Source organism: Roseateles sp. GW821-FHT09B06, assembly GCF_059418245.1.
On sequence record NZ_JBWKPM010000001.1, the window covers coordinates 252,938 to 266,670 of the forward strand.

15 protein-coding genes and 1 riboswitch are annotated in these 13,733 nt (G+C 68.6%); of the genes, 7 read left to right on the forward strand and 8 right to left on the reverse strand.

All coding sequences use genetic code 11. From position 1 onward, the window contains the following. The first annotated feature begins 188 nt into the window (after positions 1 to 188). On the forward strand, positions 189 to 830 hold the full coding sequence (pdxH, locus tag AC07OQ_RS01310; protein ID WP_495051269.1) for a pyridoxamine 5'-phosphate oxidase: 642 nt from the start codon (positions 189 to 191) through the stop codon (positions 828 to 830). A gap of 187 nt (positions 831 to 1,017) precedes the next feature. Here pdxH and AC07OQ_RS01315 read toward each other — a convergent pair whose 3' ends face one another. From AC07OQ_RS01315 to msrA, 7 genes are all read right to left on the reverse strand, one after another. Further along, positions 1,018 to 3,039, reverse strand: coding sequence for a TonB-dependent receptor (locus AC07OQ_RS01315; protein ID WP_495051270.1), 2,022 nt, complete (start codon positions 3,037 to 3,039; stop codon positions 1,018 to 1,020). 104 nt (positions 3,040 to 3,143) lie between these two features. Further along, positions 3,144 to 3,497: a hypothetical protein gene (locus AC07OQ_RS01320; protein WP_495051271.1), complete on the reverse strand. Its 354-nt coding sequence runs from the start codon at positions 3,495 to 3,497 to the stop codon at positions 3,144 to 3,146. Positions 3,498 to 3,510: 13 nt separating this feature from the next. Continuing rightward, a complete protein-coding gene (locus AC07OQ_RS01325) occupies positions 3,511 to 4,041 on the reverse strand; it encodes a DUF3299 domain-containing protein (RefSeq protein ID WP_495051272.1) in 531 nt (176 codons plus the stop codon). Further along, complete coding sequence (locus AC07OQ_RS01330) at positions 4,031 to 4,288, reverse strand: hypothetical protein (protein ID WP_495051273.1); 258 nt, start codon at positions 4,286 to 4,288, stop codon at positions 4,031 to 4,033. The genes AC07OQ_RS01325 and AC07OQ_RS01330 overlap by 11 nt, the downstream gene beginning before the upstream one ends. A gap of 28 nt (positions 4,289 to 4,316) precedes the next feature. Further along, complete coding sequence (locus AC07OQ_RS01335) at positions 4,317 to 5,522, reverse strand: FtsX-like permease family protein (RefSeq protein WP_495051274.1); 1,206 nt, start codon at positions 5,520 to 5,522, stop codon at positions 4,317 to 4,319. Further along, a complete protein-coding gene (locus AC07OQ_RS01340) occupies positions 5,519 to 6,181 on the reverse strand; it encodes an ABC transporter ATP-binding protein (protein WP_495051275.1) in 663 nt (220 codons plus the stop codon). Before AC07OQ_RS01340 ends, AC07OQ_RS01335 begins: the two co-directional genes overlap by 4 nt. 7 nt (positions 6,182 to 6,188) lie before the next feature. Further along, positions 6,189 to 6,746, reverse strand: coding sequence for a peptide-methionine (S)-S-oxide reductase MsrA (msrA, locus tag AC07OQ_RS01345; RefSeq protein ID WP_495051276.1), 558 nt, complete (start codon positions 6,744 to 6,746; stop codon positions 6,189 to 6,191). Between the two features lie 107 nt (positions 6,747 to 6,853). Here msrA and AC07OQ_RS01350 point away from each other — a divergent pair, with 107 nt between their 5' ends. Next, positions 6,854 to 7,639: a YdcF family protein gene (locus AC07OQ_RS01350; protein WP_495051277.1), complete on the forward strand. Its 786-nt coding sequence runs from the start codon at positions 6,854 to 6,856 to the stop codon at positions 7,637 to 7,639. A 212-nt stretch (positions 7,640 to 7,851) separates the two neighbouring features. On the opposite strand, the gene AC07OQ_RS01355 is transcribed toward AC07OQ_RS01350, so the two are convergent. Next, positions 7,852 to 9,414: a UbiD family decarboxylase gene (locus AC07OQ_RS01355; protein WP_495051278.1), complete on the reverse strand. Its 1,563-nt coding sequence runs from the start codon at positions 9,412 to 9,414 to the stop codon at positions 7,852 to 7,854. 277 nt (positions 9,415 to 9,691) lie between these two features. Here AC07OQ_RS01355 and AC07OQ_RS01360 point away from each other — a divergent pair, with 277 nt between their 5' ends. The 5 genes from AC07OQ_RS01360 (at position 9,692) to AC07OQ_RS01380 (ending at position 13,707) form a co-directional block, all read left to right on the forward strand. Beyond that, complete coding sequence (locus tag AC07OQ_RS01360) at positions 9,692 to 10,525, forward strand: lytic transglycosylase domain-containing protein (protein ID WP_495051279.1); 834 nt, start codon at positions 9,692 to 9,694, stop codon at positions 10,523 to 10,525. A 33-nt stretch (positions 10,526 to 10,558) separates the two neighbouring features. Beyond that, a riboswitch (ZMP/ZTP riboswitch) is annotated at positions 10,559 to 10,707 on the forward strand. 64 nt (positions 10,708 to 10,771) lie between these two features. Continuing rightward, positions 10,772 to 12,022, forward strand: coding sequence for a serine hydroxymethyltransferase (gene glyA, locus AC07OQ_RS01365; protein ID WP_495051280.1), 1,251 nt, complete (start codon positions 10,772 to 10,774; stop codon positions 12,020 to 12,022). A gap of 15 nt (positions 12,023 to 12,037) precedes the next feature. Continuing rightward, positions 12,038 to 12,481, forward strand: coding sequence for a transcriptional regulator NrdR (nrdR, locus tag AC07OQ_RS01370; RefSeq protein WP_495051281.1), 444 nt, complete (start codon positions 12,038 to 12,040; stop codon positions 12,479 to 12,481). A 115-nt stretch (positions 12,482 to 12,596) separates the two neighbouring features. Beyond that, complete coding sequence (locus AC07OQ_RS01375; protein ID WP_495051282.1) at positions 12,597 to 13,142, forward strand: GspH/FimT family pseudopilin; 546 nt, start codon at positions 12,597 to 12,599, stop codon at positions 13,140 to 13,142. Between the two features lie 112 nt (positions 13,143 to 13,254). After that, entirely contained in the window at positions 13,255 to 13,707 is a 453-nt protein-coding gene (locus tag AC07OQ_RS01380; RefSeq protein WP_495051283.1) for a type IV pilin protein, read from the forward strand. Positions 13,708 to 13,733 lie beyond the last annotated feature (26 nt).

Below are 13,733 nucleotides of genomic sequence, written 5' to 3' on the forward strand. Positions count from 1 at the left end.
CCGCCGCCATGGCTCCTGGGGTACCAGCATGCCAGCGCCCCCGGGCGGTGCCACTGGGGCCTTCACTTAAGCGTTTTTCAGTAAAGCCGGGCTCGCGGCGGGGTTGAATATGCGCGCAGACCGCGGTGAGACCCGCATCGACAGCCGGGCCCGCCACCGCAGCGCTGGGCCGCAGGCATACTTCCTCCATGAGCAACAAGCTTTCCGATCTCCGCAAGAGCTACGAGCTGGCCGAACTGGACGAGCAGCAGCTCGCCGGAGCGCCGCTGCAGCAGTTCCAGCAATGGCTGGGCGAGGCCCTCAAGGCCGGCCTGCCCGAGCCCAACGCGATGACCCTGGCCACCGTCGGCCCCGAGGGCCGGCCCTCCACCCGCGTCGTGCTGATCAAGGAATACGACGAACGCGGCATCGTCTGGTACACCAACTACGACAGCCGCAAGGGGCGCGAGCTGGCCGCCAATCCGCATGCCGCGCTGCAGTTTCATTGGGTGGAACTGGAACGCGTGGTGCGCATCGAAGGCCGCGTCGAGCAGGTCGAGGCCGCGCAGTCCGATGCCTACTACCGCTCGCGCCCGCTCGACTCGCGCCTGGGCGCCTGGGCCTCGCCGCAGAGCCAGGTGATCGCCTCGCGCGCGGTGCTGGTGGCCAATGCCGCCAGGGCCGCGGCCCAGCATGGGCTGAATCCCGAGCGCCCGCCGCATTGGGGCGGCTACCGCCTCGTGCCGGAGCGCTGGGAGTTCTGGCAGGGCCGCAAATCGCGCCTGCACGATCGCCTCAGCTACCGCATCCAGCCCGACGGCAGCTGGCTCAGGGAGCGGCTGGCGCCCTGAATAGACCCGTCCTGCGCGCTTCACGCGCCCCTCAAGAGGGCCGAGGTCGGACACCAACAGTCCCGAGAGAACTGTTGGTGTCTGCCGAGGGTCAGGGCCTCTGGCCTTGGCGAGCCCGTAGGACCGGCGCAGCCGGATCCTCGGACTCTGCCGGGCCCGGCATGGTCATGCCTGGGGCAGGCGCGACTCAGAACCGCAGCTGCAGCCCGCTCAGCAGCGAGCGCCCGGGCAGCGGCGAGATGTCGCGCAAGGTGGCCATGCTGGTGGCGCTGTAGGCCCGGGTATTGCCCAGGTTGTCCAGCTTCAGATACCACAGCGCGTCGAAGCCGCCCAGCTTCAACTGGCGTGCCAGGCTCAGCTTGACGATGCCATAACCCGGCGTCGGCGTGTCGAGCGCGGGCACGCGCGTCTGGCGCGCCGCCAGGCGCAGCTCCAGCCGCGCGGACCACAGTCCGCCATCGTCCGCATCCAGCGAGAGCGTGGCGCGGCGCGGCGCCAGGCGCGGCAAGGCCTCGCCGGTGGCGCGGTTCACGCCGCGCACCGCGTCGAACTGGCCGCCCAGGCTGAAGCGCCAGGGCCCCGACCAGGCCATGCGCGGCAGCGTCTGCCGGACCTCCAGCTCGAAGCCGCTGAGGCGCGCCGGCACCGCGGTGTAGCGGTATTCGGGCAGGACCTCGCCCTCCTCGTTCTCGAAAGACGCACCGGTCGCATCCAGCGCGATGTAGTTGCGAAACCGCGTCTGGTAGACGTTGAAGCGCACCAAGCTGTCGGCGTCCGGCTGCCAGCGCAGGCCCAGATCGATGCCGCGCGCGCGTTCCAGGCCGAGGTTCGCGTCGCCGCGCTCGAAGGCGCCCGTGGCCACATGGACGCCCTTGGCATAGAGCTCGTAGAACATCGGCGCGCGCTGCGTGTCGCTCAGATTGGCCTGCAGGCTCAGGGTCTTGCCGAGCTCGTAGCTGCCGGACAGCGACAGGCTGCGTGGATCAAAGCGGCGGCCGGCCGCGGCCCCGAAGCGCGGGGCCTCGGCGGCCGGTGCGTCGCCGGCGGCGCGGATGCGCACCGACTCCTTACGCGCGCCGGCCGAGACCGCCAGCGGCCCGCTGCGGTACTGCTCCAGCAAGAACAGCGCGCCGGAGCGCGTGCGCGTCGCCGGCACCAGGGCCTCCTCGCCCAGGGCCGAGAAGTCGGAGCGCTCCCATTGCAGGCCGAACACGCCGCGCACCGCGCCGATCGCCGCATGCTCGGCCTCGAGGCGCAGATCGTTGCCATGGCTCTTGAAAAGCGTGCCGACCTCGCCCGTGCCCTCCACTTCCTTGTGCTCGTAGATCGAGCGGCTGGCCTGCCATTGGATGCGCGGAACGGCGCCGCCCGGATTGCGCCATTCGCCGGCCGTGGCCAGGCGCTGGCGCTGCATCTTGATGCTGACGTCCGGCTCCACCGTGACGCCGTAGTCGTTGCGGTAGTCCTCGAGCGAGACACCGGCGTAACCCTGCGAGAACAGCGCCGAGGCGCCGAGCGCGCCGCCATGGCTGTCGCTGGCGGAGTTGCGCACATGCCCCAGCGGACCCGGCACGCGCAGATCGTCGGCCTTGCGGCCGGACAGATCGGCATGCCAGGCCCATTGAGGTCCCGGGCCGCTCTTCCCGTCGCCCGTGCCGCCGTCCAGCGTGACCGCGCCATTGCGTTCGTCGGCCGCGCCGCCCAGGCGCAGCTCGGCCGCGCCCGAGAGGCCCGGCGTCGGCGTGCGCGGAATGCGCTTGTCCAGGGTATTGACCACACCGCCCACCGCACTGCCGCCGTAGAGCAGCGCCGCGGCGCCGCGCAGGACCTCGATGCGGTCGACCACCAGCGGATCGATGGGCACCGCATGGTCGTAGCTCAGGCTGGATGCATCGATGGAGGCACCGGAATTGCTGAGCATGCGCACCCGGTCGCCATCCAGGCCGCGCAGCACGGGGCGGTTGGCGTTCGGGCCGAAATAGGTGGCGGCCACGCCGGGCAGGCCATCGAGGCTGTCGCCCAGGGTCGCGCCGCGGCGCAGGGTCAGCGCATCGCCGCTGAGCTGCAGGCTGGGCTGCACCGGCTCCTTGTCGCGCAGCGGGTTGCCGGTGACCAGCACCGGCTGCAGCTGTTCATTCGCCTGGGCCCAGGCGGCGCCCGCATGCAGGCAGCACAGCAGCACCGCCAGGCCGAGGCGGCTCTTCGTCATTGACATGTTCATTGAATACTTCTCCAGGGTCGCGTGCGCATCGGCGCATGGCTGCGCGTCTCGCCCGGCAGGCGAGATCGGCCGGATTCCGTGAGGAACGGAAGTCAGCCCTGGAGGGGCGGGGCGCGCGCGCCACGGGACCAGCGCGCGCCGAGGAAGACGGCTTGCGGTGCCGCCACGGCCAGCCAGCCCTGGGGCAAGGCGGCGGCCGCCAGCGCGGGCAGCGGGACGGGCCCGCAGTCATGCGCCAGGTGGTCGAGGATCTGGCAGTCTGCGCTGCCGCTGGCATGGCCCCAGCCCTCATCGTGCTGATGCCGAGGCGCGTCCGGCTGCTGCGCATGGGCGATGCGGTGCACCTGTCCCAGACCCTGCGCGCTCAGCAGCAGGGCCAGGCTCAGCCACAGCAGCCAGCGGCTCAGCTGCTGCAGCGACACTAGGCGCGGACCGGAACGCATCATCGCGAACAGCGGCTCAGTTGCTCACAGGCTGGGCATCCAGCACGCGATAGAACAGGCCGTAGGGGTCGCTGCTCAGCACGGCCATCTGGCCCTCGACCGTGACCGGCTCCAGGGTGTAGCGCACCGGCGTCCTGCTGCGCACCTCGATCAGGCCCTCCGGACCGGCCGGCACGCAGAAGGAGCAGCTGGTGGGCACCGACGAGAGCAGGAAGTGACGCTGCTTGTCGCCCGGCTCCAGCGGCATCATGAAACCCTGCACCTTGACGGTCTTCTTGTCCAGCGCCTGCACCGGCGCCGGGAAGCTGGGCACCAGCCTGCTCTTCTCGGCCTTCACCGTCACCGAGGACAGCAGCGGCCAGGACACCACGCCCTCGCGCTCCTGCAGCGGCTTGAAGGGGCTGCGCGGGTCGTGATAGCCGGGACCCTGGCCCATCGCCGCGCCGGCCGGAGCGCCGGCGTCCTGAGCCTGGGCGCCCAGCGCGAGACCGCAAAGCGCGGCGAGCGCGAGGCGGCGGAAGAAAGGATGATGGCGTTCAGTGTTCATGCTTCAAACCACAGTATTTGCCGATGGCCAGACCCTTGCAGGCGGCCAGCAGGGCCTTCTGGCAGCGCTCCTCGGTCGCGCCGGACTCCAGGCAGCGTGCCGCGTCTTCATGCGCCTTGGCCATCGCGCGATGGCGGGCGATGTCCTTCTTGGCATGCTCGTCCAGCGGCTTGGCCGTACTCGATTGTGCCTGCACCGCGGTGGCCGTGCCCAGCACCAGCAGGGTGGCGATCATCAACAGCTTCATCTCGATCCGTCCTTTTTCCCGTCTTTTTCTAATGAGGGGCCTGCAGCAGCTCGGTCACGTCCAGGCGGTAGGCCCGCCAGGCCGGCCAGGCCGCGCTGGCCAGGGCCAGCAGCACGGCCATCGCCGGAACCATCAGTTCCCAGACCGAGAACCAAGCACCGACCACGCGCAGCGACTGCTGCTGCACCAGCACAAAGCCTAGCAAGGCTGTCAAGCCATGGCCCAGGGCCAGACCGCAGGCGCTAGCCAGCAGGGCCAGCCACAGCGCCTCGCTGCTGATCAGCGCCGCCACCCGCGGTGCCGGGGCGCCCAGCATGCGCAGCATGGCCAGATCGCCCTGGCGCTCGCGCACCGCGTGCAGCAGGGCCACGAAGACCGACAGGGCGGCCGCCAGCAGCAGCACCGCCCCGAAGCCGCGCAGCACCTCGGTGCCCGCGCCCACCATGCGCAAGAGGCGCGCCGTCTCGAGCGCCGGTGCGGCGGCCTGCAGGCCGTCCTGCGCATTGACCCAGCGCGGCAGGCTCACCGCGGCCAGCGGGCTGCGGTAGCCGACCAGCACCAGGGTCACCTCTCGCTCGGCCTCCAGCACCTTGCGGTCGTCCGCGTCCAGCGCATGCATGTCCTCGTGCACCTGCCAGACCGAGGCCAGGTCGGTCAGCACCAGGCGGTCCAGCACGCTGCCCGCGGGTTCCAGCAGGCCCACCACCTGGTAGCGATGCTCGCCATGCTCATGGCCGGCGGCCCCCAGGCCATGGCTGCCGGCAAAGCGGTCGCCGATCTTCAGACCGGTGGCGCGCGCCACCTCGGCACCCAGCAGGGCCTGCAGCGGCGCGTTCCAGGCCTGCCCCTCGCGCAGGCGGCCGCCATAGAGCCTCAGATAGTCCGGCGTGGTGCCGACGATGCGAAAGCCCTTCAGGCTGTCGCCCAGCGAGAGCGGCACGGCCCGCGCCACCAGCGGGTGGCGGCGCAATTCGTCGAGCGTGGCCAGCGGGATATTGCCGGTCGGCACGTCGAGGTGGAACACGCCGGCCAGCATGATCTGCATCGGGCTGCCCTTGGCGCCGACCACCAGGTCGATGCCGGCCAGGTCGCGCCGCACGCCGGCCTCGATCTGTTCGCTGACCAGCAGCACGAAGGTGCTGGCCGCCAGCCCCAGACTCAGAAGCAGCAGGTTCAGGCCGGCGACCAGGGGGCGGGCCCATAGATAGCGCCAGGCCAGTCGCAGCAGGCTCATGCCAGGCCTCCGGCCGCGAGCCTGGGCAGGACCAGGGTCGGCAGCACCGCGCCCAGGCGCGCGGCCACGCGGGCGTCGTGCGTGGCCAGCACCAGCACGGCACCCTGCTCCGCCGCGGCCTGCTGCAGCAGGTCCAGGCTGGCGGCGGCCGACTCGTCGTCCAGATTGGCCGTGGGCTCGTCGGCCAGCAGCAGGCGCGGCCGGCGCAGCAGCGCGCGCGCCAGCGCCACGCGCTGCGCCTGGCCCAGACTCAGCTGATGCGGCCGGCGTCCGGCCAGGGCCCGCAGATCGAGGCGCGCCAGCAACTCATCCACCCGCGCCGCATCGACGGGCAGACCCGCCGCCACATAGGGCAGCCCCAGGTTGTCGCGCACGCTCAGGGCGCCGCTGAGGTGCAGGCGCTGGGGCACAAAGCCGAGGGTGGCGCCGCGCCAGGCATCGCGCTGGCGCGAGCTCAGGGATCCGAGCTCGGTGCCCGCCATCAGCACCCGCCCGGCACTGGCCGTCAGCAGCCCCGCCATCAGGGCCAGCAAGGTGGACTTTCCGCTGCCCGAGGCGCCACGCAGCAGCAGCCCGGGCGCCGCACCCAGGCCGAAGTCGGCAAACGCGATCTCGGGTCCCTGCTGATAGCGGTGACGCAGTCCCTGCAGCTCGATCATCGGACGATCAGACGGGATCGCGCACCAGGCGCTTGAAGGTGGACAGGAACTTGTCCACCTTGGCCGCCACCACGAAGGCGCAATAGCCCTGGTCCGGGTTGCGGGCGTAGTAATGCCGGTGATAGGCCTCGGCCTGGCTGTAGTTGCGCTCGGGCAGCAACTCGGTGACGACCTTGCCGCCCCCATCGGCGTATATGGCGGCCTGCGCCTCGGCCAGCACCTCGCGCGCCAGCGTCTCCTGCTCGGGTCTGTGGAAATAGATGCCGGAGCGGTACTGGGTGCCGACATCGGCGCCCTGGCGGTTCAGCGTGGTCGGGTCGTGAACCGCGAAGAACACCTCCAGCACCTCGCGCAGGCTCAGCTCCCGCGGGTCGAAGCGCACGCGCACCACCTCGGCATGGCCGGTCTGGCCGGAGCAGACCTGCTCGTAACTGGGCGCCATGACATGGCCGTTGCAGTAGCCGGGCTCGACCGACAGCACGCCACGCACGCGCTCATAGACGGCCTCGGTGCACCAGAAGCAGCCACCGCCCAGAGTGATCAATTCGCCGTGTTCGCCGCTCATGCCCGACCCCAACCTATGCAGGGCATGGAGCATAGCCTAGGGCCGGCGCCGATTGTTTTCGCGGGCTTGTCCCGGAAGATGCGCCAGCCTCGCCATTCGCCCCTGCAATGAACCTCCCGTACGAACTCAAGGCCCTGCTGCTGCCGCTGCTGCAACCGCCGCTGCCCCTACTCCTGCTGATGCTGGTCGGTGCCGGCCTGCTGCGCAAGCGGCGCTGGGTCGGCCGCGGCCTGATCCTGCTCGGCTTTGCCGGCACCTGGCTGAGCTTCACCGAGTTCGGCGCCAACAGCCTGCAGCAACTGCTGCTGGGGCCCGAGCAGGCCTTGGACAGCGCCGGCATCGAGCAGCTGCGCGGCCGTGCCGATACCGCCATCCTGGTGCTGGGCGGCGGTGCGCTGCAGGCGTCACCCGAGTACGGCGGGCCCACCCTGAAACCGCTGACGCTGGAACGGCTGCGCTACGGCGTCTGGCTGGCCCGGCGCACGGGCCTGCCGCTGGGCTATTCGGGCGGCCTGGGCTGGCACAGCGAGGCGGACGATGTCAGCGAAGCCGCGCTGGCCCAGCAAATCGCGCGCGACGAATGGCGGCTGCCGCTGCGCTGGGCCGAGCAGCAGGCCCGCGACACGCGCGAGAACGCCAGCCTGACCTTGCCCCTGCTGCAACGCGACGGCGTGCGCCGGCTGGTGCTGGTCACCCATGTCCAGCACATGCCGCGCGCCGAGCGCGCCTTCCGTCGCGTGCCGGGCGGGCAAGCCATCGAAATCGTGCCGGCGCCCGTTGGCCTGCGCGCCATCTCGCCCTATGTGTATGGCGACTTCCTGCCGGCGGGCGAGGCGATCCGCAAGACCCGCTACATCGTCTACGAGTGGCTGGGCCTGCTGGCCGGGCATTGAATCGAAAAACGGACCCCAGAATGACAGACCCCTCCCGAACCTAGGGCTGGGAGGGGCGGGTGACTCACGCCACCGGTTGGGGCTCTGCGGCTATCTGCCACAGGGCTCCTGGCGCGCAGAGACTGCGCCAGAGGTTGAACCTGCTAGGCAGGCAGGTCAACAATAGATCAGATCAATGCCACCCGCAAGCCTGGGCGAACCCCAGTTGAAACTCAGACGAACAGACGCCGGTACAGATCCTCCATCCGCCGGCTCACTTCGGGCGTCATGCGGATGTCGCGCCCCCATTCGCGCGCGGTCTCGCCCGGCCACTTGTTGGTGGCATCCAGCCCCATCTTGCCGCCCAGGCCGCTGACCGGGGAGGCGAAGTCCAGATAGTCGATCGGTGTCTGGTCGACCAGGGTGGTGTCGCGCACCGGGTCCATGCGGGTCGTGATCGCCCAGATCACTTCCTTCCAGTCGCGGATGTTGACATCCTCGTCCACCACGACAATGAACTTGGTGTACATGAACTGGCGCAGAAAGCTCCACAAGCCGAACATCAGGCGCTTGGCATGGCCCGGGTAGGCCTTCTTGATCGAGATCACCGCCATGCGGTAGCTGCAGCCCTCGGGCGGCAGATAGAAGTCGATGATCTCGGTGAACTGCTTCTGCAGAATCGGCACGAACACCTCGTTGAGCGCCTCGCCCAGGATGGCGGGCTCGTCGGGCGGCTTGCCGGTGTAGGTGCTGTGATAGATCGGCTCGCGGCGCTGGGTCAGACGGCTGACCTCGAAGACCGGGAACCAGTCCTGCTCGTTGTAGTAGCCGGTGTGGTCGCCGAACGGGCCTTCCAGCGCATGCAGATAGCCGCCCTTCTCCTTCAGCGGGATGCCGTCCTCGCTGTGGCCGGTGAAGCCTGGCTCGGCTACCGGAATATGCCCCTCCAGCACGATCTCCGCGCTGGCCGGCACCTGCAGCATCCGGCCCACGCCATTGACGACTTCGCCGACACCGCTGTCCACCACCTCGGTGCGCGAACCGCGCAGCAGGCCGGCGAACTGATATTCCGACAAGGAGTCCGGCACGGGTGTTACCGCCCCCAGGATGGTGGCCGGGTCCGCACCCAGAGCCACCGCGATCGGAAACGGCTGGCCGGGGTTGGCCAGGGCGAAATCGCGGAAGTCCAGCGCGCCGCCACGGTGGGCCAGCCAGCGCATGATCAGTTGCCGGCGGCCGATCAACTGCTGTCGATAGATGCCCAGGTTCTGGCGCGCGCGCGGCTGGGCCACCGATTGCGGCCCGCGCGTCACGACCAGACCCCAGGTGATCAGCGGCCCGATGTCGCCGGGCCAGCAGGTCTGGATCGGCAGCGCCTTGAGGTTGACGTCCGCCCCCAGAAACTCTTCCTCCTGGCAGGCCGCCCGGCGCACGCCGCTGGGCTTCATGTCCCACAAGGCCTTGGCCATCTGCAGCAGGCGCCCGGCGTCCTTGAGCCCCTTGGGCGGCTCCGGCTCCTTCAGGCTGGCCAGCACATGGCCGACGTCGCGCAGTTCCCGCAGACTTTGCGCACCCATGCCCAGCGCGACACGGCGAGTGGTGCCGAACAGATTGGTCAACGCCGGCATGGCATGGCCGGTGGGCTTTTCGATCAGCAGCGCGGGGCCTCCGGCACGCAGAACCCGGTCGCTGAGGGCCGTCACCTCAAGTAAGGGGGATACCGGCTCGACAATGCGCCGCAACTCTCCCATACCCTCTAGATTGTGGAGAAAGTCGCGAAGATCTCGGTACTTCATAACCATTAGTAATTTTGATTTAGCCCTATAAGCTTGACGGGTTATTTTTGATCCTTAGAATCCGCCTGCCCTGACCCCAGGGTTATCCCGTGTCTTGGCCTTGGGACGGTCAAGGCATCCCGCTGCCGATGGACCCGGCCCGACCTTGCCAAAGCGTTAACCAAAGCGTTAACGCCAGGCAAGGCCAGAAGTTGCCGGCCCATTATCACTGCCATGTCTGCAGGCTCGCCCCGACAGGGACCGGCCGGAACGCCGTGGCGGAGAAGAAAGGAGTCGCATGACAGCGCGTCGTGAAGTCATATCCCTCGCCCGCAGTGCCACCGAGGCTGCGTCCTTGTTTGTCAAGGACATCGGCCATGGACTGCTGGTGGTCAGCCACAACACCCTGGCCCTGGTCGGGCTGGCCGTCGTGGCTGTTTTGCTGATGTTCGGCAGCCAGGCGGATTTGCGCCACAAGTTGGAAACCGAGGCTTTCGGCTGGCTCACCGCCCGCCAGGAGGCCCGTGCCGAAGCCAGCGGCAACACCCTGCAGGGCCTGTCCGAACCCGATGCGCTGGCGCGCGCCACCGCGGCCGATCCTAAGGATTTGCCGCGCCAGCAGGCCGCCGTGGCCATGTGGCTGGCACGCCGCTACAAGGTGGCGCCCGAGCCGATCAGCCGCCTGGTGCAGGAAGCCTGGACCGTGGGCCAACGCGCCCGCGTCGAGCCCACGCTGATCCTGGCCATCATGGCCATTGAGTCGGGCTTCAACCCCTTTGCCCAGAGTTCGGTGGGTGCCCAGGGCCTGATGCAGGTCATGACCCGTGTGCATGACGACAAGTACGAGGCCTTCGGCGGCAACCTGGCGGCCTTCGACCCCATCACCAATCTGCGCGTCGGCGTGCAGGTGCTGAAGGAATGCATCCAGCGTGCCGGCGGTCTGGAGGAAGGCCTGCGCTACTACGTCGGCGCGGCCAACCTGCCGGACGATGCCGGCTACGCGGGCCGCGTGCTGGCCGAGCATGAGCAGATGAAGTCGGTGATCGCGGGCCGCCCCTATGCCCCGACGCCGAAGCCGGTGCGCGAGGCCACGACCGCCGCAGGCAACGAGCGCGTGGCGCTGCTGGACTGATCTCTCTCACAAGGCCCCTTGTCCGCTACACTGGGGCCTTCGCGCAACTGGCGATCAAGGCTGCGGTCGGGAACACACGACCCGCGGCCCGAGGTGGTGGACCACCGGGGAGCGCGAACGGTCACGGATAGCTCTTTGCCGAGACATCCGGCCGTCATCAGCCGTTCGCCTGGGCAGCCTTGCATCACTCGCGCCGGCCGTGAGCGATCGCGCCAGGCTCCAACCCTCAAGACCCGCCACCACATCATGTTTGATCGCAGCCAATCGACCCTCGCCAATGTCGACCCCGAAGTCTGGGCCGCCGTCCAGAACGAGAACCAGCGCCAGGAAGCTCACATCGAGCTGATCGCCTCGGAGAACTACACCTCGCCGGCCGTGATGCAGGCGCAGGGCAGCCAACTGACCAACAAGTACGCCGAGGGCTATCCCGGCAAGCGCTACTACGGCGGCTGCGAGTACGTGGACGTGGTCGAGCAACTGGCCATCGACCGTCTTAAGGAGCTGTTCGGCGCCGGCTTCGCCAACGTCCAGCCGAATTCCGGCTCGCAGGCCAACCAGGGCGTGTTCTTCGCGCTGCTGCAGCCCGGCGACACCATCATGGGCATGAGCCTTTCCGAGGGTGGCCACCTGACCCACGGCATGGCGTTGAACATGAGCGGCAAGTGGTTCAACGTGATCTCCTACGGCCTGAACGCCAAGGAAGAGATCGACTACGAGGCGATGGAAGCGCTGGCCCGCGAAAAGAAGCCCAAGCTGATCATCGCCGGCGCCTCGGCCTACAGCCTGCGCATCGACTTCGAGCGCTTCGGCAAGATCGCCAAGGAAATCGGCGCCTACTTCATGGTGGACATGGCGCATTACGCCGGCCTGATCGCCGCGGGCGTCTATCCCAATCCGGTGCCCTTCGCCGACGTCGTCACCTCGACCACGCACAAGAGCCTGCGCGGCCCGCGCGGCGGCATCATCCTGATGAACGACGAGGCGATCGCCAAGAAGATCAACTCGGCGATCTTCCCCGGCATCCAGGGCGGCCCGCTGATGCATGTCATCGCCGGCAAGGCCGTGGCCTTCAAGGAAGCGCTGACCCCCGAGTTCAAGGCCTACCAGGCTCAGGTCGCCAAGAACGCCAAGGTCTTGGCCGACACCCTGATCGAGCGCGGCCTGCGCATCGTCTCCGGTGGCACCGAGAGCCATGTGATGCTGGTGGACCTGCGCCCCAAGAATCTGACCGGCAAGGAAGCCGAGGCCATCCTGGGCGCCGCCCACATGACCTGCAACAAGAACGGCATTCCCAACGACCCGCAGAAGCCCATGATCACCAGCGGTATCCGCCTGGGCACGCCGGCGATGACCACGCGCGGCTTCAAGGAGGAGCAGGTGCGCGCCACCGCCCATCTGATCGCCGACGTGCTGGACAAGCCGCACGACGAGGCCAACCTGGCCGCGGTGCGCGAGAAGGTTGCCGCGCTGACGCGCGACTTCCCGGTCTACCGTTAAGCCGCCTGCCCGCCGATGCGCTGCCCCTTCTGCACCCATGGTGAGACCCAGGTCGTCGAGACCCGGGAATCCGACGAGGGCGATGTGGTGCGGCGCCGGCGGCGCTGCCTGGCTTGCGACAAGCGCTTCACCACCTATGAACGAGCGGAAATCGCCCTGCCCGTGGTGGTCAAGAAGGACGGCACCCGGGCCGACTTCGATGCAAGCAAGCTGCGCGCCTCGATGCAACTGGCGCTGCGCAAGCGGCCGGTCAGCATCGAGCAGATCGACGCGGCGCTCTCCCGCATCGAGGAAAAGCTGCTGACCAGCGGCGCCCGCGAACTGCCCTCCACCAAGCTGGGCGAGTTCGTGATGCGTGAACTCAAGCGCATCGACAAGGTGGCCTATGTGCGCTTCGCCTCGGTCTATCGCAGCTTCGAGGACGTGGACGAGTTCCGTCAGCTGATCCGCGACATCTAGCCGCCCGCCCTTCCCTCCTAAGGGGGTGGCACCTCCCTCTACGGCAGGACAGAACTGCGGCGCTTCGCCTCCTAGATTTGGCTGTATCGACAGCCGATCTTCCCGGGAGGCACTCATGCAACAGTCGCCCAACCGCCGCCAGATGCGCGGCGTCAGCCTGATCGAGATCGGCGTCGTGACCGCCGTGCTGGGTGTGCTGCTGAGCCAGGCCGTGCCGTCCTTCCGACAGTTCCAGCTGAGCCAGCGTATCCAGGGCATTGCGCAGACCTTGCGAACCGATCTGCAGCAGGCGCGCAGCGAGGCCGTGCTGCGCGGCGAGGCCATCCAGTTCCGTCTCAGCCAGCATGCCGGCGGCAGCTGCTACATCATGCATAGCGGCGCGGCCGGGCAATGCCAGTGCGAGGAAGGTGGCCGCACCATCTGCAACGCTTCCGCCCAGTTGCTGAAGTCCGAGTGGTTGCCCATCAGCCGCGCCGCCACCATCCAGGCGAATGTCGGCAATCTGAGCTTCCATGCACGGCAGGGCATCGTTACCTCCACCGGCAGCATCGAGGTGCGTGGCAGCGACGGCCGGACCATCCGCCATGTGGTCAGCATCGCCGGGCGGGTGCGTTCCTGCACGCCCGGTGGCGGTTTTGCCCATTTGCCGAGCTGCGGCTGACGCAGCGCTATCACCGCCATTCAACAATGGGCGGAGGGATCAGCGGCTAGGCTCCGCCGACAGGCGGTACAACTGAGATCGCCAACCCAGCCCCGCTCCAGATAATGGAATCATGGTCGGCCCCACGTTTTCGCAAGCGGTTCCCCCGAAGCTGCGTACCACCGGCGCGGGCGGCGTGACGCTGGTGGAGCTGATGGTGGCGGCGGTGGTGATCTGTATCTTGCTTGCCATGGCCCTGTCCTCCTACGAGCGCCATGTGCAGCGGGGCCGGCGTGCCGATGCCAGCGCCGCTCTGTCGAGCGTCATGCAGGCGCAGGAGCGTTGGCGCGCCAATCATCCGTCGTATGCGCTGTCGCTGACCGAAGACCTGAATTTCAGCGGGCGCTCGGACAAAGGCTATTACCAGCTGAGCCTGGAGGACGTCGGCCCCGCCGGATATGCGATCAAGGCCACCGCGTCCAGCGGCTCCCCGCAAGCCCGCGACACCGCCTGCTCCACCATGACGATACGCATGCGCGTGGGGGGCATCGTTTACGAGCCCGCCACGGGCTGCTGGCCGCAATGAACGGACATCGGCACCCGAGCTCAGGG